We start from the raw sequence: 24,718 nt of genomic DNA, 5'->3' as shown, positions 1-24,718 counted from the left end.
CAAGATGCGTTAACTCGTTGTTAACGGACAGCGTATCCCCAACGAACAACGGCGACCAGAAGTGCAAGACAAGCGGTAAGCGGTAGATCCGATCCTCGTGTTGGGTGGTCACCGGATGGGGTTATCGCCGCCGGGGCTTGATCCCCGGCACTACGGTGCGCAGCAGTTCGGAAGGGGTTGGTTGCGTTCGAGGGTGACGATAGCGGTGATCTCGGTCTGGATGGTCCGCAAATACGCCTCCATGTCGGGGCAGGTGGTGGTCAGGTGGGTGCTGTCGTTGTCGAGGCAGGGCAACAGCGTTGCGATGGTGGCGGTGCCGAACCCGGCCGATGAGCAGGGTCCGGATCTTGTGGACCTGGTCGACGTTGCACGGGGCGTAGGTGCAGTAGCCGCCGGGAGTGCGGTGGGCGACAGGCTTCGAAAGCCTCGACGGTCGAACTGGTCGAGCAGATCGCCCGTTTCCCGTAGGCGGCCCTGCGCAACGGTGCCGCCTGTTCGGCGAGGTGTTGGGATCTTTCGCGGCCTGTTCCACCTGGCCGAAGTCCGTCGTCCACAGTGTGGATCTCAGCGAGGGTGGGTCGCGGCAGCATGGGAGGCTGCGGTGTGGGGATGCCCTGTGGGTGACAACTGTTCTCATGCCATCGTTTCCGCTCGGCATCGACCCGCGTCTCATCGCGCGCCATCCGGTAGAAGCGGATGTTGCTCTGCACCTCTCGGTCTAGGCTTCGCGCAGTCTTACCGTCGGAGATTTCAATCTATGCGTCGTCTATACGAAGTCTGTTTCCGCCCCGAGCACAGGGACAATCTACTGTCGCTCGCTTCCGGGGACGAGTTGGCGGCGGTGATCGAGCGGATGGCGACCTCTGGCGAGATCACATGCGAGTTTATTGACGTGATCCCCCAAGACACCCACGCCCCGGTGCTTTTCATCGGAGTCTCCTCCGTGCGGGGTGTGGGCAGTATCGAGTACGCGAGCGTCACCGAAAACCTGTTCAGCAAAGGCGCCTGGAGATCTGACAAGACGGTCATCTACCTCGACTTCGGAAACCCTCGGTATTTCCGACCCGACTCCCTGATCCAGCTCGACGACTTGAAGTCGGCGGCCAAATGCTTTTATCGCAAGGTCGCCGAGCTGGTCGGCTTCACCACACCGTGCGCCGCCATACGCAATTGTGCTGGGCCGGAACAGATTCCTGGGTTCGGGCCCGGAGGGCCTGGGTGTGCAGCTCCACTGGTCCAGTTGCTGGAGCCGCACGGCACCTCGATCGCCCGCGGCGGCTAGGTAGTGTCCTCAAAGGTAGTTCTGCTGATCTGCAAAGTTGCTGCAGCGGTTCTGATTTGATTGCCCGTGTGGTTCGCAGGCACGAGTTGACCGAGCAGCAGTGGCGGACGATCGAGGTCTTGCTGCCGGTATCTGGAGCGAAAGGCCGCCCCCGCGTGGATGACCGGCGGGTGATCAACGCGATGCTGTACAAGGCCAAGACCGGTGTGGCCTGGCGGGATCTGCCCGACCGGTACGGGCCGTGGCAGACGGTTTACAACCGGTTCTGGCGCTGGACCCGCAACGGCACCCTGGCCATGCTGGTCGAGCAGGTGCGTGTGATCGCCGACGCGGTCGACGAACTCGACCGGGAGGTATCGGTGGACTCCTCGCTGGTGCGTGTCCACCAGCACGTTGCCGGTGCGTGCGCACGCGTGGTTCACACAGGGGGACAACAAATCCGGCGAAGGGCACACCGAACCAGGTGATCATGCCATCGGCCGCTCACGCGGTGGCCCGACCACGAAAATTCATCTGGCCTGCGATCGGCTCGGCCGCCCGCTGGCGGTCGTGCTGACCGCGGGCAACATCAACGACTGCACCGTGTTCACCCGGGTGCTGGCCGGTATCCGCATGCCGCGGCCTGGCCGAGGCCGGCCCTGGACACGGCCGCGGCGAATCCTGGCCGACAAGGGTTATTCCACCCGCGCCATCCGCGAGCACCTGCGTGGTCGCGGTATTGCCGCGACGATTCCCGAACGCATCGACCAGCAGGCCAATCGTCGTCGCCGCGGCAGAACGGTGGCCGTCCACCGGTGTTCGACCCGATCGCCTATCGACGCCGCAACGTGGTCGAACGCTGCTTCAACCGGCTCAAACAGTACCGAGCGATCGCCACCCGCTACGACAAGACAGCAAGCTCCTACCGAGGCATGCTCGACCTGGCCACCCTGCTCATATGGCTTTGAGGACAGGCCCTAGGCCGACGACGATTCGGTGGTAGATACTCGGTGTTCCCCTAGACGACTACACCACTATTGGGTAGTTCGTTTAACCACTCTTCAAGGAGCCAAAGATGGTTGGCGGTGAGGTCATAGCGCCCGTCGACGATTGATTCGATCAACGCCAGCGTGAGGGGCCGGAAAGTTTTCGGACAGCGAGATTTTGGTTATCTCAAGCCGCTTGATTCCGCTGAAACCACTCGGACTCTACTTCGTTCGGTGTGCGGTAGTCAATTCCGGAGTGAAGTCGAATCTGGTTGTACCGCAACTCGATATAGCGGGTGACGTCGCGTCGGGCGTGTTCCCGCGTCGGGTATTGAGTGCGGTTCACTCGCTCGTTCTTCAGAGTGCCGTTGAACGATTCCGCCCACGCGTTGTCATAGCAGGTCCCGGTGCGACCTGCTGACCTCAGGATGCCGAGTTCTTTTGCCACTGCCGCGAATTCGGTGGAAAGGTACTGGCTGCCGCGGTCGCTGTGGAAGATTGTTCTCCCGGCGGCGATGGGCAGGTTCCGGGCGGCCATGCGCAGGGCGTCGGTCACCAATTCGGTGCGCATATGGTCTGCCATCGCATACCCGACGACCTTCTTCGAGTAGCAGTCGAGCACGCTGGCCAGATACAACCATCCTTGCCAGGTTCGGATATAGGTGATGTCACCGACGAGCTTGCGTCCCGGCGCATCGGCGGTGAAGTCGCGCGCCAGCAGGTCGGGCAGGTCGGCGGCATCGCCGGCGACGGTGGTGACCGGCCGGAACGGGCGGGGCTGGCACGGCAGCAACCCCAGCTCACGCATGATTTTCCGGACGGTGTCCGGATCGACCATGGTGCCCCACCGGGCGAGCTGAGCATGGATGCGGCGGTAGCCGTAGGTGCCGTCGGAATGGTCGAAGCAGAACCGGATCTCGGCTTCGAGGACTTCCCGCCGCTGCGCGGTGGCCGATCGTTTCCGGTCGCGCCAGTCGTAGAAACCCGAGCGAGATACTTCCGCCCACCGGCACATGGCGGCCACGGAGTGATTGCCTTCTTCGGACGCGATGAACGCGTACCTGACCGTTACCGGTGCTTTTTCGCGAAGAAGGCCACCGTTTTCCCAGGAAGCGGTTCTCCTCCTCCAGTTCCCGGACCCGACGCTCCAATTCCTTCAACCGGGCACGTTCCGACATCGACAAACCGATGTCCGAAGCCGAGTTCGTGTGCTGGAACTGCTTCACCCAGTTCCGGATCGTCTGATCGGTCACCCCGCAATCGCGCGCGACATCGGCCACCGGCCGAGACTTCTCGACCACCTCACGTGCCGCCGTCTCCCGGAACTCTGGGCTAAACTCACGCGACTTCCTCTGTGCCACAAACAACTCCGTTCAGTTACACAAATCCTACTTTGGGTCGCTGTCCGAAGAAGTTCCAGCGCCTCAGCGCGGTTGTTGTCTGTCACTGCCGGGGTGCGTACTTTGCGAACTTGATCACGGCGTCAACGGCTTTGGGTTCCCGGTAGGCGAGGCGTAGCAGCGGTCCGTGAGTTCGCCGAGCGCGGCGGATTGGAGCCAGCCTCGCGGCATCGGGCGAGAGTTCTCTGTCGATGTCTGTATCCCAAGACCTTGCATAGGGGTGGGGAGCAAGGCTGCGGTCATATAGTCGAACCAGTGTTGCTGCGAGCGCAATTCGGTTCCGTCGCCGATGCTGTCAAGAGCAACCTCCAGTGCCCATGGCCATAAGTCGACCATGGATCGTCGTAGGTGAAGACGGTCGCGAATCCGCTGATAAGCATGTGCAGACCGTTTGCGTCCGCGACGAAGGCTTCGATGTGAGCCTTGACCGGGCTCCGATCGCCATCAAACGCGATCCTGATCAGTCGCTGGGCGATTGGAGGATGGGTGATCGAGCAGTGGAACGCCAACCCGCGACTAACCATCTGGCGCAAGATCGCCCAAGAGATCCTCGACTCTCTCGCCAAATCTCTGCAACGGATTTCGGGCGCGGAACACTAGCCTGGTCTCGTTCGACCACGGACCATCAGTGTGAATCTCCCCGGCATGTCCGGACTTTGGTCTCTTCTCCGCCATCTGGCCTTTCCCTTTGTGGTCCGGCCTCCGGGATATGAGGGAATCGCAACGAGAGCGTCTGCGATTCTTCGTGTCCATGGAGGCAGTCCGAGGTCCTCGGATGTGATGTTCGTCTCACACTGAGACGCCCACGGGACGGTTCTGCGGCTCCAATGGATCGGGCAACGGCCCCACCGCCGGCACGCCGTCGGCAGTTGATCCAGGAGGCGAACATTGAGTAGGCAAAGCCTGACGAAGGCGCATGCGAAGATCACCGAGCTGTCATGGGAACCGACTTTCGCGACGCCGGCGACGCGGTTCGGGACCGACTACACCTTTGAGAAGGCCCCGAAGAAGGACCCGCTCAAGCAGATCATGCGGTCCTACTTCCCGATGGAGGAAGAGAAGGACAACCGTGTCTACGGCGCTATGGACGGTGCGATCCGCGGCAATATGTTCCGGCAGGTGCAGCAGCGGTGGCTGGAGTGGCAGAAGCTGTTCCTGTCGATCATTCCGTTCCCGGAGATTTCGGCCGCGCGAGCGATGCCGATGGCGATCGACGCCGTGCCGAATCCCGAGATCCACAACGGGTTGGCCGTGCAGATGATCGACGAGGTTCGTCATTCGACGATTCAAATGAACCTCAAGAAGCTGTATATGAACAACTACATCGACCCCGCCGGGTTCGACATGACGGAGAAGGCGTTCGCGAACAACTACGCGGGCACGATCGGCCGCCAGTTCGGTGAAGGGTTCATCACCGGCGACGCGATCACCGCCGCGAACATCTATCTGACCGTGGTGGCCGAAACCGCTTTCACCAATACGCTTTTCGTGGCGATGCCCGATGAGGCTGCAGCCAACGGCGACTATCTGCTGCCGACGGTGTTCCACTCAGTGCAGTCCGATGAGTCTCGGCACATCTCCAACGGCTACTCGATCCTGCTGATGGCGCTGGCCGATGAACGCAATCGCCCACTGCTGGAACGGGATCTGCGCTACGCGTGGTGGAACAACCACTGCGTGGTCGACGCGGCGATCGGTACTTTCATCGAGTACGGTACGAAGGACCGCCGCAAGGATCGCGAGAGCTACGCCGAGATGTGGCGGCGCTGGATCTACGACGACTACTACCGCAGCTACCTGATCCCGCTCGAGAAGTACGGCCTGACCATTCCTCACGATTTGGTTGAGGAAGCCTGGAAGCGCATTGTCGACAAGGGTTACGTCCACGAGGTGGCCCGGTTCTTCGCCACCGGCTGGCCTGTCAACTACTGGCGCATCGACGCGATGACCGACAAGGACTTCGAGTGGTTCGAGCACAAGTACCCGGGCTGGTACTCGACGTACGGAAAGTGGTGGGAGGAGTATAACCGCCTCGCCTACCCCGGCCGGAACAAGCCGATCGCGTTCGAGGAGGTCGGGTACCAGTATCCGCATCGCTGCTGGACCTGCATGGTGCCGGCCCTCATTCGTGAGGACATGGTCGTGGAGAAGGTCGACGACCAGTGGCGGACCTACTGCTCGGAAACCTGCTACTGGACCGACGCCGTCGCCTTCCGCGGTGAGTACGAGGGCCGCTCGACCCCGAATATGGGCCGGCTCACCGGATTCCGTGAATGGGAGACCCTGCACCACGGAAAAGACCTGGCCGACATCGTCTCCGATCTCGGTTACGTCCGTGACGACGGCAAAACCCTGGTGGGCCAGCCGCATCTGCATCTGGACGACCCGAAGAAGCTGTGGACCCTCGACGACGTGCGCGGCAACACGTTCAACAGCCCGAACGTGCTGCTGAACCAGATGTCCGACGCCGAACGCGAGGCGCACATCGCTGCCTACCGCGCGGGTGGCGTCCCGGCCTGATCCGGCTAGGTGGGTGGCGCCGAAGCCAGCGCCACCCACCGCCTTACCACCGATTCCCGAGCCCAGGAGACACACCCGTGGCCGACAAGCACCGTATCAACTTCGAGCCCGTCGACATCGAGATGGAAGTCGGCGAAGAGGAGAACATTCTCGATGCCGCGTTCCGGCAGGGAATTCACCTCATGCACGGCTGCCGCGAGGGGCGGTGCTCGGCCTGCAAATCCTATGTCCTCGACGGTGAGATTCAGATGGAGAACTACTCGACTTTCGCCTGTAACGACGCCGAGGTGGAGGAAGGCTTCGTATTGCTCTGTCGCTCTCATGCTTTCAGCGACTGCACCATCGAACTGCTCAACTTCGACGAGGACGAGCTCCTCAGTGGCATCGCCATCCAGGACGTGCGTACGCGGGTGGTCGCGATCGAGCCGATGACCAAGGACATCGTCTCGCTGCGGCTGCGGCCCGTCGAACCGCCGACCTACGAGTTCAAACCGGGCCAGTACTCCGACCTCCGGATCCCCGGCACCGAGGAACATCGGTCCTTCTCGATGGCAACGACGCAGTCGACCCCGGCGGAGGTCGAATTCCTCATCAAGAAGTACCCGGGCGGCAAGTTCGCCGGGTTGCTCGAGAATGGGATCTCGGTCGGCGATGAGATCGAATTGACCGGACCCTACGGGTCTTTCACCCTCAAGGAGGGTCACGTCCTGCCGTTGGTCCTCATTGGAGGCGGCGCGGGGATGGCCCCGATTCTCTCGCTGCTACGACACATGTGCGAGACGGGCAATGCGCGGCAGGTCCACTTCTATTACGGGGCCCGCACCCCGGGCGATCTGATCTATCTCGACGAGATCCTCGGGCTCGGCGCGAATCTGACGGACTTCACCTTCGTGGCCTGCCTGTCGGAATCGATGGATCCGCACCAGGTGCCGGATTCGGTCGTGATCGAAGCGGGGAACGTCACCGACGTCGTCGCGCGCCGTGAACCCGATCTCGGTAAGACCGAGGTCTATCTGTGCGGGCCACCGCCGATGGTCGATGCCGCCCTCGAACTGCTCGAGGCCGGCAATACCCCGAAGGACCAGATCTTCTACGACAAGTTCACCAGCCCTGCCTTCGATCAGTAACCGCGGGAACCAGCTCTCCCACACCGACAAGAACTGAGAAACGAGATGACCGCAACCACCGGGAACAAGCAACGCAGCTTCCCCACCATCGAGTTCACCGACTCCGAAGCCGGCGCACTTGAGTTCCCCAGCTCCCGAAGTCGCACGTACAACTACTACAAACCCGCCAAGCTGCGTTCCACGATGTACGAGGACGTGACGGTCGACGTACAACCGGATCCCGAGCGTCATCTCACGCAGGGCTGGATCTACGGCTTCGCCAACGGCCCGGGCGGTTACCCACAGGAATGGACCGCCGCGAAATCGTCGAACTGGCACGCCTTCCTTGATCCGAACGAGGAGTGGGACCAGACCATCTACCGCAACAACTCCAAGGTTGTACATCAGGTCGACCTGTGTCTGACAAACGCGAAGCGCGCCCGTGTCTACGACGCCTGGAACCTGCCGTGGCTGACCTTCATCGCCCGCAACCTGGGCGCGTGGATGCACGCGGAAAACGGTCTGGCACTGCATGTGTTCACCTCCATCCAGCGCTCCTGCCCCACCAACATGATCAACACCGCCGTCGCGGTGAACGCGGCGCACAAGATGCGGTTCGCACAGGACCTGGCGCTGTTCAACCTGGATCTGTCGGAGGCGAGTGCGGACTTCGACGGCGCCGCCCACAAGCAGGTGTGGCAGTCCGCGCCTGAGTGGCAGCCCACCCGAGAGGTGGTGGAGCGACTGACCGCGGTGCCGGACTGGTGTGAGCTGTTGTTCGCGGCGAACATCGTCTTCGAGCAGCTGATCGGTTCGTTGTTCCGCAGTGAACTTGTCATGCAGATCGCCGCCCGGAACGGCGACTACATCACGCCCACCATCGTGGGCACCGGCGAGCACGACTACGACCGCGATCTCGCGTACTCCCGCAACCTGTTCCGATTGCTGACCCGCGACCCCGAGCACGGGGAGTCGAACAAGGAGCTGTTCGATACCTGGCTGCAGACCTGGGTGCCGCGCTGCGTCGACGCGGCCCGCGCGCTGCAGCCCATCTGGTCGCAGCCGGCCGACAAGGCGGTCACCTTCGCGACCAGCTTCGAAGCCGCTAAGGACAAGTTCGCTTCCGTGCTCGAGGATCTCGGGCTGGATATCCCCAAGGAGTTGGACCAGTGAGCAGCATGCAATTCGGATCGTCCACCGAGTTCTCGAACATGTGCGGTGTGACCCTGATGAACACCCCCATCGGCCGCGTCGTCGCCGAGGTGATGGGTGGCAAGGACGGTGTGGAGCTGACGGAGTATCCGTCGATGATCCGGGTCGACGGTCAGCGCTTGCTCGACTTCGACTACGCCGAACTCAGCGACGCCCTGGGCGAGGAGTTCGACGGCTCCACCTTCGAGGAGATCAGTTCCACCCACTACGGGCGAATGGTCCATCTCGACGACAAGACACTGCTTTTCGCCAGCCCCGAGGACGCCGCCGAGTACATCGGGTTCGACCTCACCGCGCACTGAAGCAGCACCCGTAGTAACCGTGTGCCCGCGCCGTCACCGGATCACCCGTGGTCGACGGCGCCGCACCAGCCCACCGCTTGAATATCGGAGTAGCAGCATGTACGAGAAGAACGGCGACAAGTACTTCATCGTGGACGGCCATGTTCACCTCTGGGACGGCCGCGAGTCGAATCACAAGAACGTGCACGGGAAGCAGTTCATCGACTGCTTCTACGACTATCACAAGAACCTCAGCCCGGAGGAATACCTCTGGGATTACGACACCTATACCTATTACGGCCCTGATCGTCTCGAGCGCGACCTGTTCCTCAATGGCTACGTCGACCACGCCATCTTCCAGGCCACCCTGCTGAGTGACTTCTACCGTAACGGGTTCGGGCAGACCGAGGAGGCGTTGGCTCTGGTCGGCAAGCACCCCGGAAAGCTCACCTACAACCACGCCTACGACCCGCGGTACGGGGAGGCCGGCCTCGAGCAGCTCCGTAAGGACGCCGAGCGAATGAGTCTGAAGGGCGTCAAGCTCTACACCGCCGAATGGCATGGTGACTCTCGCGGATACAAGCTCGACGACCCGTGGTCACGTCGATACCTCGAGGAATGTATCGAGCTGGGTATCACCAACATTCATGTGCACAAGGGCCCGACCATCCGCCCGCTCGACCGCGATGCCTTCGATGTCTCCGACATCGACAAGGTCGCTACCGACTACCTCGATCTTCGTTTCATCGTCGAGCACGTGGGCCTGCCGCGGCTCGAGGACTTCTGCTGGATCGCGACCCAGGAGTCGAACGTCTATGGCGGACTGGCGGTGGCCTTGCCGTTCATCCATACGCGCCCAAGGTATTTCGCCCAGATCATCGGTGAACTGCTCTACTGGCTCGACGAGGATCGGATCCTGTTCGGCAGCGACTACGCGCTGTGGACACCGAGGTGGCTGATCGAGAAATTCGTCGATTTCCAGATTCCCGAGGACATGCTGGGCGAGTACCCGCCGATTACCGTGGAACAGAAGAAGAAGATCCTTGGGCTCAATGCCGCGGCCCTGTACGACCTTGAGGTCCCTGCCGAGCTGCGGTTGGTCGGGTCGCCTGCCGCCCAGCCCCGGGTACAGGAGACGGTGTAGTCATGACCGCCATCGCCGTCTGCACGGAATCGGCTGTGCTGCAGGCTCTGTCGACAGTTGTGGATCCTGAGCTGGACGAGCCGATCACCGATCTGGGTTTCGTCCGCTCGATCACCCTCGCCGACGACGGGGTCACCGTTCATCTTCGCCTTCCGACTGCGTTCTGCTCGCCCAACTTCGCCTACCTGATGGCTTCCGACGCGCGCGACGCGCTTCGTGAAGTCAAGGGGATCGGCGTGGTGCGGGTCCTGCTCGACGATCACCACGACAGCGACAAGATCAACGCAGGGCTCGCCGCCGACGCCGGATATCTGGGGACCTTCGGTTCGGAAGCGGAAGAGAGTCTGCTCGAACTCCGTAGGACATTCCGCTCCAAGGCACATGCGGCGGCGATGGAACGGTGCCTCGAGTCGCACTTGAAGCACAACCCCATGGGGGCGAACGAGATTTACAAACTCACCCTCTCCGACCTCGCACCGGGCAAGGAGAAGGCGGCGTTGCTTCGCCGCCGTTACAGCATCGGGCTGAGCCTGTGCCCCGCGAGCCCAGTGCTGGTGGATGACGGCGGGAAGCGTGTCTCGCCCGACGCGATCCCGCTGCGCCTGAGATTCGCTAGGTCCGTGCGGATCTCGATGGAGGGCAACTCCCACTTCTGCCGCGGCTTGCTCGCCACCCGATACGGCGATGGCGAATCCGCCGACGTCACAACCCGAATCATCGATCTCAGAACGACGACCAGGAGTCCGCGATGAAAGCCGTGCAGGTGGTGGGATACCAGACCAAGCCGCAGCTCACCGACATTCCCGAACCCACCATTGAGGGGCCGCTCGATGTGATCGTGCGTATCGGCGGTGCGGGCGTATGTCGCACCGACCTGCACATCCTCGAGGGGCAGTGGGCGCAGAAGACCGAAGTCGAACTGCCGTACACGATCGGCCACGAGAATGCCGGATGGGTTCACGCCGTGGGCGATTCCGTCACCAACGTTGCGGTCGGTGACAAGGTGATCCTGCACCCGCTGATCACGTGCGGACTTTGCCGGGCCTGCCGTTTCGGCGATGACGTGCACTGCGAGAACAGCAAGTTCCCCGGTATCGACGTCAACGGCGGTTACGCGGAATACCTGCGCACCACCGCCCGCAGCGTCGTCCGCATCGATGATTCGCTGGAACCGGCGGACGTCGCGGCGCTGGCCGACGCGGGCTTGACCGCCTACCACGCGGTGGACAAGGTTGCCCGGGCGACCCGGCCCGGCGATTTCTGCGTGGTGATCGGCGCGGGTGGGCTCGGGCACATCGGCATTCAGGTGTTGAAGGCGATCTCCGGCGTCACCGTTGTTGTGCTGGACCGTAATCCGGCCGCGGTCGAACTGGCTCGGCAGGTCGGCGCCGATAACGGCATCGTCGCCGACGGCACCCATATCCAACAGGTGCTGGACCTGACCGGCGGCCGCGGCGCCGAAGCTGTCGTCGACTTTGTCGGCGAGGGCGGGGCGACCCGGGAAGGGATCGCGATGCTGCGCCGCGCCGGCAACTACTACGTCGTCGGCTACGGCGAAAACATCGACGTCCCAACGATCGACGTGATCTCTACCGAGATCAACTTCATCGGAAACCTCGTCGGCTCGTACAACGATCTGCACGAACTGATGACCCTCGCCGCCCAGGGAAAGGTCACCCTGCACACGACGAAATACGCGCTCGAGAACTTCCAGCAGGCGCTCGACGATCTCGACGCCGGACGAGTCCGCGGTCGCGCGATTCTCGTTCCCTGACCCCCATCCATCCACCGAAATGTAAGGAAGTATCAGTCATGGCCAAGGAGCTGCGCTACAGCAAGGACGCGCGATCGCGGCTCGAGCAGGGGGTCAACGCGCTGGCCGACGCGGTCAAGGTGACCCTTGGCCCGAAGGGGCGCAATGCGGTGCTCGAGAAGCTGACCGGTCCGCCGACGATCACCAACGACGGCGTGACCATCGCCCGCGAGATCCAATTGCGTGAGCCCTTCTCGAATATGGGCGCGCAGCTGGTCAAGGAAGTCGCGATGAAGACCAACGGAGTGGTGGGTGACGGCACCACGACCGCCACGGTGCTGGCCCAGGCGATGGTTCGTGAGGGTTTGCGCGCGGTCGACGCCGGCGCGAATCCGATGCGGGTGCGCCGCGGCATCGAGCAGGCGGTGGCGGCTGTCGTCGAGGCGCTGCGGGAACAGGTGTCTGAGGTGGGCGGCGAGAGCGACCTGCGGCGGATAGCCACCCTGGCCGCCAGCGATGACGAGAGGATCGGCCGGGCCATCGCCACCGCTGTCGACTATGTCGGCAAATCCGGGGTGGTCACCACTGAGGAGAGCGAGACCCTCGGACTGTCGGTCGGCATCGTCGACGGCATCCAGTTCGACCACGGGTACATCTCCGGCTACATGGTCACCGACCCGGAACGGATGGAAGCGGTCCACACCGATCCGCTGATTCTGCTGACCAACAAGAAGATCACCCAGGTGCAGGACATCATGCCGAGCATCGAGGTGGCCAAACGGGCCGACCGGCCGCTGGTGGTGCTGGCCGAGGACGTCGACGGTCCAGCCCTGCAACTGCTGGTCGGCGGCAATATGCACAAGACAATGGAGTCGGTGGTGGTCCGTGCCCCCGGCTTCGGGCACAGGAGGGTCGCCGAGCTCGAAGACCTCGCCGTTGCGCTGGGCGGTCACGTCATCGCCAAGGACACTGGGATCGAACTGCCCGAGGTGACCCGCGAGCACCTGGGCTCTTGCGATCGCATCACCGTGACCGAGAACGAGACGACCATCGTCGGTGGTCGCGGTGAGCCGCGTCAGCTCGATGCCCGAATCGCACAGCTCCAGGCGCAGCTCGAGCGCGCCAAGATCGACGCCGACCGCGACAGCCTCGAATTGCGCATCGCCCGGCTCACCGGGCGGGTCGCGGTGATCAGCGTCGGTGGCGCAACGAGCGTCGAGCTCAAGGAACGCATGCTTCGCGTCGAGGACGCACTCGCAGCGACCCGCGCCGCGGTGGAGGCCGGCATCGTCTCCGGCGGCGGCACCGCCCTGGCCCAATCGCATAGGGTCCTGGCCGAGCTCGATCTGCCCGGCGACGAAGCCATCGGTCGCGATGTCGTGCGCCGCGCGCTCGCCGAACCGCTGCGCTGGATCGCCATCAATGCCGGATTCGACGGGGACGAGGTGGTTCAGGTGGTCGCGGACCTACCGCTCGGCCAGGGCTTCAACGCGCTCACCGGTACCTACGGCGACATGTTCGACTACGGTGTGATCGACCCGTTCAAGGTCACCCGTGCCGCCCTCGAAAGCGCTGCTTCCATTGCGGCACTGCTCATCACGACCGAAACCGCGGTGGTGGAGGAGATCGTCGGCAACCCCGGCGCCATTCTCGCCCCCGGCTTCGGCGACCTCGCCGAGGGCATGGTCCGCCCCTCCAATATCTACTGATCAACCAGCGAACGAAGCACCGCTTAAATCCCACCACGGGAGGGCGGTGCTCTTCGTGGCGCCCCGTACCCCAAGGAAGTCCCAATGATCTTCATCGTGGTGAAATTCATGGTCCGCGAAGAACTCCAGAACGATTGGCTCGACATCACCGGTGAATTCACCAGAGCGACGCGGTCCGAGCCGGGCAATCTCTGGTTCGAATGGAGCCGCGGCACCGACAATCGTGCCGAATACGTTCTCGTGGAAGCCTTCCGGGACAGCGCGGCCGGCGTCGAACACGTGAAGTCCGAGCACTTCCGCCGCGGCCTGGAAGCCATGCGCCCGGCGCTGGCCGAAACGCCGCGCATCATCCACACCGACGTGCCCGGAACCGAATGGTCACGGATGGGAGAGTTGGAGATCTCCGCGTGAAGCATCCGCACGTGGCAGTCGGCGTGGGAGCGAGCCGAGGCGAACGATCGTGGCGCTGACCGGTCTGCTGACGGAATTGACCGCCGTGCTGGGTGATTCGGTCGTGACCGATCCGGGCGTAATGCTGGGCTACTCCCGTGATCAATCGTTGCTGTCGCCGACGGGCAGCCCCATCGCCGTGGTCTGCGCCCGCACCGTCGACGAGGTCGTCACCACCCTGCGCATCGCGTATCGCTACCGTGTCCTGGTCGTCACCCGGGGCGCGGGCACCGGTCTGGCGGGCGGTGCCCGCGCAGTCGACGGTTGTGTCGTACTCAGTACCGAGAAACTCGACAGGATCCTGGAAATCGACGAGCGGTCGCGCACCGCTACCGTCGAATGCGGCGTCGTCAACGGCGATCTCGCGCCGGCCGCCGCGGAGCGCGGACTGTGGTATGTCCCGGACCCGAGCAGCCGCGCGTTCTCCACTATCGGCGGAAATCTGGCGACGAATGCCGGTGGCGCCTGCTGTGTGAAGTACGGTGTCACCAGCGACCATGTCGCCCGCATCAAGGCGGTTCTCGCCGACGGTCGCATCATTCATACCGGCGCGGCGACCCGGAAGAATGTTGCCGGCCTCGACCTCACCCGACTACTCGTCGGATCCGAGGGCACCCTGGCCGTCATCGTGGAGGCAACCATGCGGCTGCGCGCCCGACCCGCGCGGGCCGTCACCGTCGCGACGGTCTTACCCGATGCGGGGCAGGCGATCGCCGCCGTGCTGGATATTCGTGCCACGGCCGATCCGAGCCTGTGCAAATTCATGGACAACACAACGATTTCCGCGGTAAACGAGATGACGCGCATGGGTATGGACGATGTCGGCGCCCTGCTGCTGGTTCAATGTGACGGCGACGCGGCCGAGGCGGAGGCCGAGCGCTGCGTGCAGACGTGCCGCATCGTCGGCGCCACCGAAGTCCACTTGACGAACGACCCAGTCGAAAGTGACGGTCTCATGCAGGCTCGCCACCTCGCGCTTACCGCCCTCGAACGTCGCGGCAGCACCCTGCTCGACGATCTCGCGATACCCGTGTCCCGGCTGCCGGATATGCTCGACGCCATCGCGGAGATCGCGGACCGGCACTGCCTCCTGATCGGAACCTTCGGGCACGCCAGCGACGGTAATCTTCACCCCACCATCGTCTTCGACCCCCACGACACCGCCGCCGCGGTACTCGCCCAGCACGCCTTCGACGATATGATCCGCCGCTGCCTGGACCTGGGCGGGTCCATCACCGGCGAGCACGGTGTTGGCGACCTCAAGCGCCGCTACCTCGAAGCGATGGTCGGATCGGTGGAGCTGGGATTGATGAATGGCGTGAAAGCCGTATTCGATCCGGCCGGGATCCTGAATCCCGGTCGCGCAATCTAATTCGCGAGTCATGTCGGACCTGCGAACCAACCGCCCCGGGTGAGAATCGCTCGTATCGAGGTCCACACCCTTGTGAACCACTCCGACGTCTTTGACGGAGCGGTGAGGGCAATTATGGTCCTCACCTCGGGCGGCGAAAAGGAAGCCGGGACGGTTTTTTCGACGATTGCATAGGTTCTACAACTATTTTCGGACCCAGCGCCGAATTATTCGCCTCTAAAAGAGAATCGCTCGCTCGGTGCGGCACCACGTCTAGGAAATGCCGAATTGCCGGATCTTGCGATACATCGTCGCCCGGGAAATGCCGAGATCGGCCGCGGCCGCCTGTCTGTCGCCATTGCAGTCCTGCAGACTCCGGACGATCGCGTCGCGTTCGAGCGCCTCCATGGGCGTCAGCGTGCGCCGCGCCAGCGCATGGCACTCGGGCGGGAGCTTGTCGGGCGTGATGATGCCCGAGCGCTGCCGGGTGAGGGTATCGGCGAGTACGCGGCGCAGCTGGGAGACGTTGCCGGGCCAGGCCAATTTCGTCAACTGCCGATGCGCCGCGGGGGACAACTCGACGTCGGAACCCTTGCTCAGTTCGCGCAGTAGATGCGGCACCAGATCGTCGAGATCCTCGATGCGGTGCCGCAGCGCCGGAACCGGAACAGTGTGCATGAACAAGGGGAGCAGCTGTGCCTCCACCTGCGATGACGGCTCTGCCGAGCTCATTGTGGCCGCGATCCAGCCGCGACCCACGCATGCCTGCAACAGACTCGACATCGGTTCGATGATATCGACGGGCAGCTGATCGATATCCGCCAAAACGATGTCGAAATCGTCACTGGCGACTTCGTTTTCCAACAGTGTGAGAACCCCCTCGGGGGACAGATGCCGACCTGTGCGCAGCACTCGGACCGTCTTGTCCGGTCGGACGTGATGGGCGACCATCTTGGCGAGCTTGGCGCGGCCGGATCCCGGCTCGCCGTCGAGCACCACCCAGTTGCGATCGGCGCAGCACCGTTCGACTTGTTGGCAGCTGCGTCGCCAGGAATTGCTGCGCCCGGCTAGCTCGGGAATGGTGGGGCGGCGCGACGCCAGACGCGTGCTGCTGCGGGCGCTGTCGGTCAACGAGACATGGGCGACGATATCGATACGGCCACTGCGCAGCCGGATTCGTTCCGCGACAGTGATTTTGGCGAACTGTCCGCTGGGCAGGACCGCGCCGGTCGTCGTCGCCAGCACCCGTTGCAGGTCGACGGTGTGCTCGAATAGGGCGTGCTGATCGAGCGGGTCCAGCGATTGGCGCAGGTAACGGTTCATCAGGACGATGTCGTCGCCGACGGCGAGCACACCGGCTGGGTAGCGGCGGCATTGCCGCAGATAGGCGTCCAGCAGCGCCGCCTCCTCCTCGCTTGCTTGGGCGCGCAGCCGATCTTCGATCTGCGCACTGGCCGTATTGGCGAGCGCTACCAGCATCGGATCGGATTGACTTACCCAGCAGGTGAGATCCAGGATCCCGACCACGCGGCCGGACAGGGGGTCGCGGATCGGGGAGCCCGCGCAGGCGAGCTGACTGAGGGTGCCCAGGTAATGCTCGCCCCCTCGAATGAAGGTCGGCCGTCCGGTCTCGACCGCGGTGCCGATGCCGTTGGTGCCGACGAACTTCTCCGCGTAGCTGTAGCCGCAGGCCAGCTGAACTTCATCTAGTGCGTCGGCGATAGCGCTGTCGGCGGCGATGCGATGCAGGACCAGCCCGTCGGATGAGGTCAGGATCACGCTGACGGCTTGGCTGGCCAGATCGTCGCCCAGTCGGTGGATCACCGGTTCCGCCGCGGTGACCAGTGGCGAATCGAGGCTCGGTTCCCGAACGAACGGAAGATCGACGCGGTCGGGGTGAATGCGCAGCTCGCGGGAGCGTTGCCAAGAATCACGAACGGTGCCAGAAACCAGCCGGTCGTCTACCGCCCCGGAACTCAGAAATCTGTCTCGTGCCCGTAGGAGCAGAGTCCTGGTGTCGTCGTTGCTCACCATCTGACTACCTCTTCATTCATTCCCCGAAATGAACGCTACGGCATAGGCATGTGATGGATATCTCAATCTGAGACATGAGTTGCCGGGCTCACCCGCCAGCATGTCGTGAGCCGGTTTCCGGCGCGCGCTGCGGTCAGGCTTTGCCGCTGCGGCCCCGCCATCCGGTGGATCGCGAGCAATCCCGTGATCGACACCAGAGTCATCCGCTCCGAAAGGAATCGTTGTGCCACAGGACCATCCGCCCATCGGCGACGCCAATACCGCAGCGACCGCGGGTTGCCCCGTGACATCCGGCCGTCTGAAGTACCCGACCGCGGGGGGAAGCAATCGCGACTGGTGGCCGAATCAGCTCAATCTGAAGATCCTGCAAAAGAATCCGCCCGCATCCAATCCCATGGACCCGGACTACGACTACGCCGCCGAGTTCAAGACCCTCGACCTGGCCGAGGTGAAGTCCGACATCGTCGAGGTCATGCACACCTCGCAAGAATGGTGGCCCGCCGACTTCGGTCACTACGGCCCGTTCTTCGTCCGGATGGCCTGGCACGCGGCTGGTACCTACCGTATCAGTGACGGCCGCGGTGGAGCTGGTGCGGGCATGCAGCGCTTCGCTCCCTTGAACTCCTGGCCCGACAACGCCTCCCTGGACAAGGCGCGGCGGTTGCTGTGGCCGGTGAAGAGGAAATACGGCAACAAGTTGTCATGGGCCGACCTGATCGTCTACGCCGGCAATGTCGCGCTCGAGGACATGGGTCTCCAGATCTTCGGCTTCGGTGGCGGCCGCGTCGATCGGTGGGAACCTGAGGAGGACGTGTACTGGGGCCCGGAGCGTGAATGGCTCGCTGACGGTCGATACACCGGTGAGCGGGCCCTCGAGACCCCGCTCGCGGCAGTGCAGATGGGGCTTATCTACGTGAACCCTGAAGGGCCCAACGGCAATCCGGATCCGCTGTTGGCGGCCGTCGATATCCGTGAGACCTTCCGGCGCATGGCGATGAACGATGCGGAGACCGCGGCGCTGATAGTGGGTGGCCACACCTTCGGCAAGACCCATGGTGCGGGCCCGGCCGACAATGTCGGCCCCGAGCCCGAGGCAGCACCGCTCGAGCAACAGGGCTTGGGCTGGAAGAGCAAATTCGGCACCGGTGTCGGCAAGGACGCGATTACCAGTGGCCTCGAAGGCACCTGGACGCCCACGCCCACCACGTGGGACAACTCGTTCCTGGCGACGCTCTATGGCTACGAATGGGAGCTGACCAAGTCACCCGCCGGTGCGTACCAGTGGATTCCAAAGAACGACGCGGGAGCGGGCACCGTGCCGGACGCCCATATCGCGGGCATGACTCACACCCCGGTCATGCTGACCACCGATCTGTCGCTGCGGTTCGATCCGATCTACGAGCAGATCACCCGCCGCTGGCTCGAACACCCGGAAGAACTGGCTGAGGAGTTCGCCAAGGCCTGGTACAAGCTGACCCATCGCGATATGGGCCCCAAGGTCCGCTACCTCGGACCCGAGGTACCCGAGGAGACCCTGCTGTGGCAGGACCCGATCCCGGAGCTCGATCACGCCCTCGTCGGCCCGGCCGAGATCGCCGATTTGACGGATCGCATCTTGACGTCGGAACTGACTGTGGCACAGCTGGTCTCCATCGCATGGGCAGCGGCCTCGTCATTTCGCGGCAGTGACAAGCGCGGTGGCGCCAACGGCGGCCGCATTCGTTTGCAGCCGCAGGCGAGCTTGGAGGTCAACCAACCCGACGAGCTTGCACACGTCATCGACATGCTGGAGGGCATCCAGCGGTCGTTCAATGCCGCGCAGTCCGACGACATCAGGATCTCGTTCGCGGATCTGGTGGTGCTGGCAGGTTCGGTCGCAGTGCAGCACGCAGCCTGCATCGGCGGATTCGCCGTCGAGGTGCCGTTCACCCCAGGCCGCACCGACGCCACCCAGCAGCAGACCGATGTGGAGTCCTTCGCCGCACTCGAGCCTTCCGCCGACGGGTTCCGCAACTACCTGGGTAAGGGCGACCACCTGCCGACCGAGTACCTGCTGATCGACAGAGCGAACCTGCTCACCCTGTCTGTCCCGGAACTGACCGTGCTGATCGGTGGCCTGCGTGTGCTCGGAGTCAACCACCAGGGCTCGCGACTGGGCATGCTCACCACCGACCCGGGTACCTTGACGAACGACTTCTTCGTCAACCTGTTGGACATGGCGATCGAATGGCGGTCCTCGAGTACCGAGGATGGCGTCTACGAGGGCATCGACCGCAGCACCGGCGCTGTCGTTTGGACTGGCAGCCGAGTCGATCTCGTCTTCGGATCCAACTCCCAGTTGCGTGCCGTCGCCGAGGTGTATGCCCAAGACGACAACCAGCGGAAGTTCGTCGACGACTTCGTCAGTGCTTGGACCAAGGTCATGGACCTGGACCGGTTCGACCTCGTCTGACGCGTTTTCCCGCAAACCCGGTGTCCTGCAGTTCGGTTCGATCGGCGGGACACCGGCGTCTCGAAAGGATCGAGCCCTCCGTGCCTCAGCCAATTCCTGTCGGAATCATCGAACTATTGATCTTCCTCGGCGCTGTCTGGCGTACTAGCGGTGTGCGTGCTACCCCAGTGACTCGCCGTCTGAGCCGGGCACTGGACCGATGGTGGGCAATCCTCGCACCCTTCTAATGCATCTGCCTGCGCCGCAGATGTATTCGCGACTATAAGACATCTGTCCGGCCACCGCGAACCCTGGGTTTTCTGGTCGATCATCAACGCGTTGCGCGTCCGCTCACGATGTTTCTGTGTCGGTTGAATCCCCCCGGGTTCGATGCCAATGCCGTTAACTTATGCGCCGATGTAGGATCTCGGCGGATTTTGGGGGATTGATGTTCTTGTGCTGCAACGTTTTTCGCGGGAAACTGTGGCGTCCGGCACGTTTGGTGACTCGGGGATAGCGGCGTTGGCGGCGGGGCGGGTTGGGGCGTTCGGCGATCTCGGTGACGGCGTCGACGGTGGCGGTGGCGAACCGGTCAGAGGAAAACCCGCTTGCCCGCCGACGTGGCGGCGGACAAGGCGCAGGGTGCGGACGAACGACAGCCGTAGCGGATCGACCGACTCGAAGTCGACGCTGTAGTACATGAGTTCACGAATGGCGTAGTGGGTGGTCAGCAGGCCCTAGATCTCCTAGCGCACCATGGCGGGACTGTGCGAGCGCAGCACCCAGTAGCTGCCACGCTGGCTGGTCTCGAGCTCGGCCAGACTGGTTTCGAATTCCCAGCGGCAGTGGCAGGCCGCGGCCAGCTCGCCCGCGCTGACGTGCTCCGGATCCAGCATCGTGGCGATCCAGCGGATCGGCCCGGTCTGATCACTGTTACGATTGATGATCTCGTAGACCACCACCCGCACCAACACGCCTTCGGTTTCGGTGTCCACGCCCGCGGCCAGACGACGGCGGTTGCGCTGACATTCGGCCTTATCCGACAGCCGGGTGAGATACGAGCCATCCGAGAGTCCCTGCACGACAGGAATTTCAGCCCCGACTGCACCCACCACAACAGATCCGCCCCGGTGGCGATGGCCTCGCGCCAGAACTCGTGACTGAAGAATCCCCGATCGGCGAGAACGAGCATCCCGGGCTCGAAACGTCCCAGAAGGACCCGCGCCAACTCCCGTTCGTCGGTCTCGACAGCACCGATCTCGGCATCGACGATCGCGGGCATGCCGAACTCGGCCAACCTCACGACCTTCACCTTCGGATACCGACTATCCAGTGCCTGGTAGGTGCGGCCGCGACCGAACTCGGCCTCGTTGTAGGGTGTGTCGCGAACATCCATCCGAACCCCGTCGATGGCCATCACCCGACGCCCCGCCAGCCACGCGCCCGGAGTTCCGGCACCCGCCAGCGGCACCGCCACCCGCCGGAACAACTTCCGCACCGGATCCTCACCCAGGCGCGCCCGGGCTTTGCCCAGCGCCGCAGAGCTCGGCACCTGCCACAGGCCGTCCCAGGATCGCAGAAACCGCAGTCCGTCAACGAGTTTGCGCATCACCTCCTCGTAAGCGTCATCGAAGAACAACGTCATTGCGAGCACGGAATACACCACCACCCACGCCGGCAACAACCGCTGCCGCTTCTCACGCCGACCGGTCTGTGCCACCACCTCATCGACCAGATCCCGCGACACCACCCGGGTCAGTACCCCCAGCCCGATCCGGTCGGTCAACCGCCCCACCAGCACACGACGGAACCTTCTGGGATAAAGCGATATCGTAATTGCCTTGTTACCAGGAGGTTTCGCCTCGTCGCGCCACTTCCGGCAACCTTCCACACGGTTTGCTTTCTACGCGATCAGTTGCCGGACAGACATTCACATCGGCGAAATCTCAAGGAGCAATTCGAGCACCTGCCGCCACCCGATCGGGAGCCGGGGTCGACCAGACTCGGCTGGCCCCATGTTCAACCTGTGCCGAATTCGGGCACCCCACAACCGATGTAGTTCGTCGCGAGCCGGACCTTGTCGGACATGCTGTTCTTATCATCTGACGCCCTGCCATCCGAGGGCGGCGGACCATCCTTGCGCTGCGACGTCCTGCAGACGTTCCAGGAGAGCGGGTTGCCGTGAGCGTTGGAGTGTCGCGGGAACAGGTCACCTGGTAGGGCCGGCCGCCGCAGTTGCGACGCGAGCGCGGTGATACGGCTGCCCAGTTACACGCTCGGCTACCTGGTCGGCAACCATCCGCGCCAGCACAAGGTGCAGCCTGCTGCGGTCGGTGATGTGAGACACCACGACGACGGCCCCAAAGAACTTGCCATCTCGCTCGTCGACGATCAGCGCGGCTGCCTCGGCCAGGCACGTCAGCTGGGTGTGGAAGTGCTCGCTGCCACCGATGGAACAGTCGACTTGCTCATGCAGAGCAACCGATGCCGCGGTCGTGCCGACGTCGCGTTCGGCGTAGCCGCAGCCAGGCACCACGTGCAGGACGTCGAGGAGTTCGCCTACCGCGGGATCAGTGTCACGGCGGACCCGTACGACGCCGCTCGGATCGATCAACAGCAGCGAGCAACCCGCAACTGCGTTTCTGCTGAGGAACTGCGCAAACGTCTCCTCAGCGCAGGCGTCAGCCACTGGTGCGGTGCCGTGGTAGCCGACAAACCGCACGTTCAGTCGGTGCGGATTCACGCCGTACCGCACTGAGCGCTCCCAGGAAGCCAGCACTGCGCGCCGAACCACTGTGTCGGGTGCTGCGCAGCGGCCAATGTTGAGAAACGCCAGCCGCGCCGCGTCCACCTCTGCAGTCGACACCATGCGCGCATGCTACGGGGCAAGTGTCTGCGAAGAGTGTCTCAAAAAGCGACCGAGACGGTGCTGGTCAGCGTTGGTTCATCGGCTGCGAGTGGTTACGGCCCACGATGCGCGCGATGGCCCGCTGGCTCGCGGCTGGCGGGCCGTGATTTGCGTCCTGACGGCCTGCGGACGGCTGTAAAGACTGCACTGAGCGGCGTTTTCGCAGTTCAGCGCAGCCGAATTCTCAGGATGCAGCAGGATGCTCATTTCCGCGATCTCGCTGTCGCGTCTGATCCGGATCCAGGTGTTGATCAGGTCGTCGGTGGACACAACGCCCTGGGTGAGGTCGTCATGGTCGGCCTCACGCCGGTCGATTCACCGCCGCCGGGCCGGCGGGGTCTGGTGCCTCCGCAGATTCCTCCATGCCCGTACTCATCCACCCTGTCGTCGAGAAAACGCAGATCCCACAGCCGGCCACCGATTACATCTCCCGACCGCTGCAGGCGAACATCTCGGGACGAGCGAATGGACTCGACAGCTCGGTCAACTATCGCTGCCACAACTCCTCCGCTAATCGCACCTGACGAGTCCATTCACGCTCACACTCAACGGTTTCAGAAGTGAAGACCCGTACTCCTCAAGCACGCAGCCGATCTGCAACACTCGCTCTCAACCACAGCTGGTGCTGCGCTACCGAGCGGATACTTCGCCAAAGTCATAGTTGCCGAACGGATTACGCTGCGTACCGACACACCCACATACTCGCCCGCGTCTCCATGACCCATAGCATCGTCGACAGCAGTCGGCAGGTGTCTCGACCTCCCGAGGTTCCCGGCCTGGCCGGCAGCAGCAGTTTGTGGCGGAGAAGCTGCCAGCAGGTCGAACGCTGCCGGGCAGATCGCAACTGGGTGGTCCTCGTCGGTGGATCCGGTTCGGACCGCGTCAAACTCGCCGAAATGGTCGCCCATCACGTCGGTCCGGACACACTGATTCGCGTATTGCGCATCGGTCGGCACCGAGGAGGCGAGGCGTTTCTCGGCACGCTCGAAGGCGAGGTCGCCCAGGATGACTTCGACATCGTTCTCGCCAATATCGACAAGCTGCCCGAGAACTTCATCGAACCGGTGGCGACGCTTCTGCAGTCCTGCGCAGGAAGCGGCAGATCGCTGCCACGACGAGCTCGACCGTTCAGTCCCCGGAGGTAGGGTCCCAGCTACTCCCGCTGTTCACGTGCACCGTCCCGGTTCCAGCGCTGCGATACCCCATCGAAGATCTCAACGAACTTGTCCCCCCCGGCTACTTCGAGAACTCACTCGAGGCGCCGACATCGTCCTGTCGCCCGCCGCACAAGCGGCAACTGGCGAAGCCGCCGCGGCCCGGGAACGTCACTCAACTCCGTCAGGTTCTTGCCGATACCGTGACCTGCCCAACGCTCCGGCGTCATCACGCCGGACAAACTCCGGCCCGAATGCCATTCGCTCACCCGGCGGACACCCACCTCGCTGGAGGCATCGAACGGGACGCGATCGTGCGCAGACTGCACGATCACAACGGCGACAAACAGGCCGCTGCCACTGATCTCGGCATATCCCCGTGCAACCATGTACCGCAAGATCAGGCAATTCGGCATCGCACAATCTCCAAATGAGACGTAGCCAGCTCCGCGCGCTGGTTAACGTCGGAAATGCTTCTCAAGGTGAAGGCGCACAGCGTCATCGCCACTCTGTCAACGGCGCCAGCGGTGGTTCACAACGAAGTGGACCCGGGAGGCAAAGGAGCTCCGGGCCGGCGAGGCCATCGAGCTGGCACTCGTTCAGGAGCAGCGTGATCACACGCGAGCGCCAAGCCGCTGATCTCGTAGATCCAGGTCTGAGGGACAAGGCTACCGTCGCTTCGCAGGCACCGCCGAGGGGCATGTGGAACATATCCTGGCTAAACGGGATTCACCTCACGTGTGCGGGCTTCGGGCAGCCCGAATTCCGAACATTTCAGTGCGTTTACCACGCATCTCGCCAGTGCAGTCACGGGCCGAGGAACAAACGTTCGTTCGGCAGGCGGTCTCAAGAGCTCCTAACAGGTTCGCTGAGCTTTGATCGGGTTCCGTTGCAGTGCAGGATGTTTCGGTGTGGCAGCACCCTGGATCGTGGATGACGAGTTGTGGGCGGTAATCGAACCGCTACTGCCGGTGAAACCGGCCGGGACACCGGGACCGGCGCAGATGGACAGCCGCCA

At 63.4% G+C, this 24,718-nt stretch carries 19 protein-coding genes and 2 pseudogenes; 14 read left to right on the top strand and 7 right to left on the bottom strand.

All coding sequences use genetic code 11. The annotated features are described in order from the left end of the window. Window positions 1–757 precede the first annotated feature (757 nt). Window positions 758–1,282 carry an Imm1 family immunity protein gene (locus ACWEQQ_RS44440; protein WP_452352480.1) on the top strand — a complete coding sequence of 175 codons (525 nt, stop codon included), beginning with the start codon at window positions 758–760 and terminating at the stop codon, window positions 1,280–1,282. Window positions 1,283–1,338: 56 nt separating this feature from the next. Further along, a pseudogene (locus ACWEQQ_RS44435) lies at window positions 1,339–2,229 on the top strand (IS5 family transposase). Between the two features lie 205 nt (window positions 2,230–2,434). Here ACWEQQ_RS44435 and ACWEQQ_RS44430 read toward each other — a convergent pair. Next, window positions 2,435–3,608 (bottom strand): IS3 family transposase gene (locus tag ACWEQQ_RS44430; RefSeq protein ID WP_452352479.1). Its coding sequence is split into 2 segments (ribosomal slippage): window positions 2,435–3,347 and window positions 3,346–3,608, totalling 1,176 coding nucleotides; the frame shifts between segments, so codons are not numbered across the junction. Between the two features lie 927 nt (window positions 3,609–4,535). Between ACWEQQ_RS44430 and ACWEQQ_RS44425 the strand changes: the two genes are divergently transcribed. From ACWEQQ_RS44425 to ACWEQQ_RS44380, 10 genes are all read left to right on the top strand, one after another. Further along, window positions 4,536–6,167, top strand: coding sequence for a methane monooxygenase (locus tag ACWEQQ_RS44425; protein WP_452352478.1), 1,632 nt, complete (start codon window positions 4,536–4,538; stop codon window positions 6,165–6,167). Window positions 6,168–6,244: 77 nt separating this feature from the next. Further along, on the top strand, window positions 6,245–7,294 hold the full coding sequence (locus ACWEQQ_RS44420; RefSeq protein ID WP_452352477.1) for a 2Fe-2S iron-sulfur cluster-binding protein: 1,050 nt from the start codon (window positions 6,245–6,247) through the stop codon (window positions 7,292–7,294). 45 nt (window positions 7,295–7,339) lie between these two features. Beyond that, on the top strand, window positions 7,340–8,446 hold the full coding sequence (locus ACWEQQ_RS44415) for an aromatic/alkene monooxygenase hydroxylase subunit beta (RefSeq protein ID WP_452352476.1): 1,107 nt from the start codon (window positions 7,340–7,342) through the stop codon (window positions 8,444–8,446). Window positions 8,447–8,451: 5 nt separating this feature from the next. Then, window positions 8,452–8,787, top strand: coding sequence for a propane 2-monooxygenase effector subunit MimD (gene mimD / locus ACWEQQ_RS44410; RefSeq protein WP_364617787.1), 336 nt, complete (start codon window positions 8,452–8,454; stop codon window positions 8,785–8,787). A gap of 97 nt (window positions 8,788–8,884) precedes the next feature. Continuing rightward, on the top strand, window positions 8,885–9,910 hold the full coding sequence (locus ACWEQQ_RS44405; protein ID WP_452352475.1) for an amidohydrolase family protein: 1,026 nt from the start codon (window positions 8,885–8,887) through the stop codon (window positions 9,908–9,910). 2 nt (window positions 9,911–9,912) lie between these two features. Next, window positions 9,913–10,662, top strand: coding sequence for an iron-sulfur cluster assembly protein (locus tag ACWEQQ_RS44400; RefSeq protein ID WP_452352474.1), 750 nt, complete (start codon window positions 9,913–9,915; stop codon window positions 10,660–10,662). Next, window positions 10,659–11,684 (top strand): NAD(P)-dependent alcohol dehydrogenase, encoded by a 1,026-nt coding sequence (locus ACWEQQ_RS44395; protein ID WP_452352473.1) that lies wholly within the window; start codon window positions 10,659–10,661, stop codon window positions 11,682–11,684. Before ACWEQQ_RS44400 ends, ACWEQQ_RS44395 begins: the two co-directional genes overlap by 4 nt. A gap of 38 nt (window positions 11,685–11,722) precedes the next feature. Further along, window positions 11,723–13,372 (top strand): chaperonin GroEL, encoded by a 1,650-nt coding sequence (groL, locus tag ACWEQQ_RS44390; protein ID WP_452352472.1) that lies wholly within the window; start codon window positions 11,723–11,725, stop codon window positions 13,370–13,372. 84 nt (window positions 13,373–13,456) lie between these two features. Next, window positions 13,457–13,783 carry a putative quinol monooxygenase gene (locus ACWEQQ_RS44385; protein ID WP_452352471.1) on the top strand — a complete coding sequence of 109 codons (327 nt, stop codon included), beginning with the start codon at window positions 13,457–13,459 and terminating at the stop codon, window positions 13,781–13,783. 49 nt (window positions 13,784–13,832) lie between these two features. After that, window positions 13,833–15,194 (top strand): FAD-binding oxidoreductase, encoded by a 1,362-nt coding sequence (locus tag ACWEQQ_RS44380; RefSeq protein ID WP_452352470.1) that lies wholly within the window; start codon window positions 13,833–13,835, stop codon window positions 15,192–15,194. Between the two features lie 252 nt (window positions 15,195–15,446). Here ACWEQQ_RS44380 and ACWEQQ_RS44375 read toward each other — a convergent pair whose 3' ends face one another. Next, complete coding sequence (locus ACWEQQ_RS44375; protein ID WP_452352469.1) at window positions 15,447–17,207, bottom strand: sigma-54-dependent Fis family transcriptional regulator; 1,761 nt, start codon at window positions 17,205–17,207, stop codon at window positions 15,447–15,449. 223 nt (window positions 17,208–17,430) lie between these two features. Here ACWEQQ_RS44375 and katG point away from each other — a divergent pair, with 223 nt between their 5' ends. Continuing rightward, a complete protein-coding gene (katG, locus tag ACWEQQ_RS44370) occupies window positions 17,431–19,659 on the top strand; it encodes a catalase/peroxidase HPI (protein WP_452352468.1) in 2,229 nt (742 codons plus the stop codon). Window positions 19,660–20,384: 725 nt separating this feature from the next. Here the strand turns inward: katG and ACWEQQ_RS44365 are convergent. The 4 genes and pseudogenes from ACWEQQ_RS44365 to ACWEQQ_RS44350 all read right to left on the bottom strand — a co-directional run bounded on the left by ACWEQQ_RS44365 (window position 20,385) and on the right by ACWEQQ_RS44350 (window position 22,816). Then, window positions 20,385–20,720, bottom strand: coding sequence for a hypothetical protein (locus tag ACWEQQ_RS44365; protein ID WP_452352481.1), 336 nt, complete (start codon window positions 20,718–20,720; stop codon window positions 20,385–20,387). A gap of 53 nt (window positions 20,721–20,773) precedes the next feature. Continuing rightward, window positions 20,774–21,433 (bottom strand): annotated as a pseudogene (locus tag ACWEQQ_RS44360) (IS4 family transposase); the annotation flags it as partial. A gap of 414 nt (window positions 21,434–21,847) precedes the next feature. Then, a complete protein-coding gene (locus ACWEQQ_RS44355; RefSeq protein WP_452352467.1) occupies window positions 21,848–22,507 on the bottom strand; it encodes a hypothetical protein in 660 nt (219 codons plus the stop codon). 75 nt (window positions 22,508–22,582) lie between these two features. Next, a complete protein-coding gene (locus ACWEQQ_RS44350; RefSeq protein ID WP_452352466.1) occupies window positions 22,583–22,816 on the bottom strand; it encodes a hypothetical protein in 234 nt (77 codons plus the stop codon). A 446-nt stretch (window positions 22,817–23,262) separates the two neighbouring features. Here ACWEQQ_RS44350 and ACWEQQ_RS44345 point away from each other — a divergent pair, with 446 nt between their 5' ends. Continuing rightward, entirely contained in the window at window positions 23,263–23,691 is a 429-nt protein-coding gene (locus ACWEQQ_RS44345; RefSeq protein WP_452352465.1) for a hypothetical protein, read from the top strand. Window positions 23,692–23,795: 104 nt separating this feature from the next. Here ACWEQQ_RS44345 and ACWEQQ_RS44340 read toward each other — a convergent pair whose 3' ends face one another. Next, window positions 23,796–24,089: a hypothetical protein gene (locus tag ACWEQQ_RS44340; RefSeq protein WP_452352464.1), complete on the bottom strand. Its 294-nt coding sequence runs from the start codon at window positions 24,087–24,089 to the stop codon at window positions 23,796–23,798. Between the last annotated feature and the right edge of the window lie 629 nt (window positions 24,090–24,718).

The organism is Nocardia sp. NPDC004123 (assembly GCF_053603795.1).
This window is presented reverse-complemented; position numbering and strand designations above follow the sequence as displayed.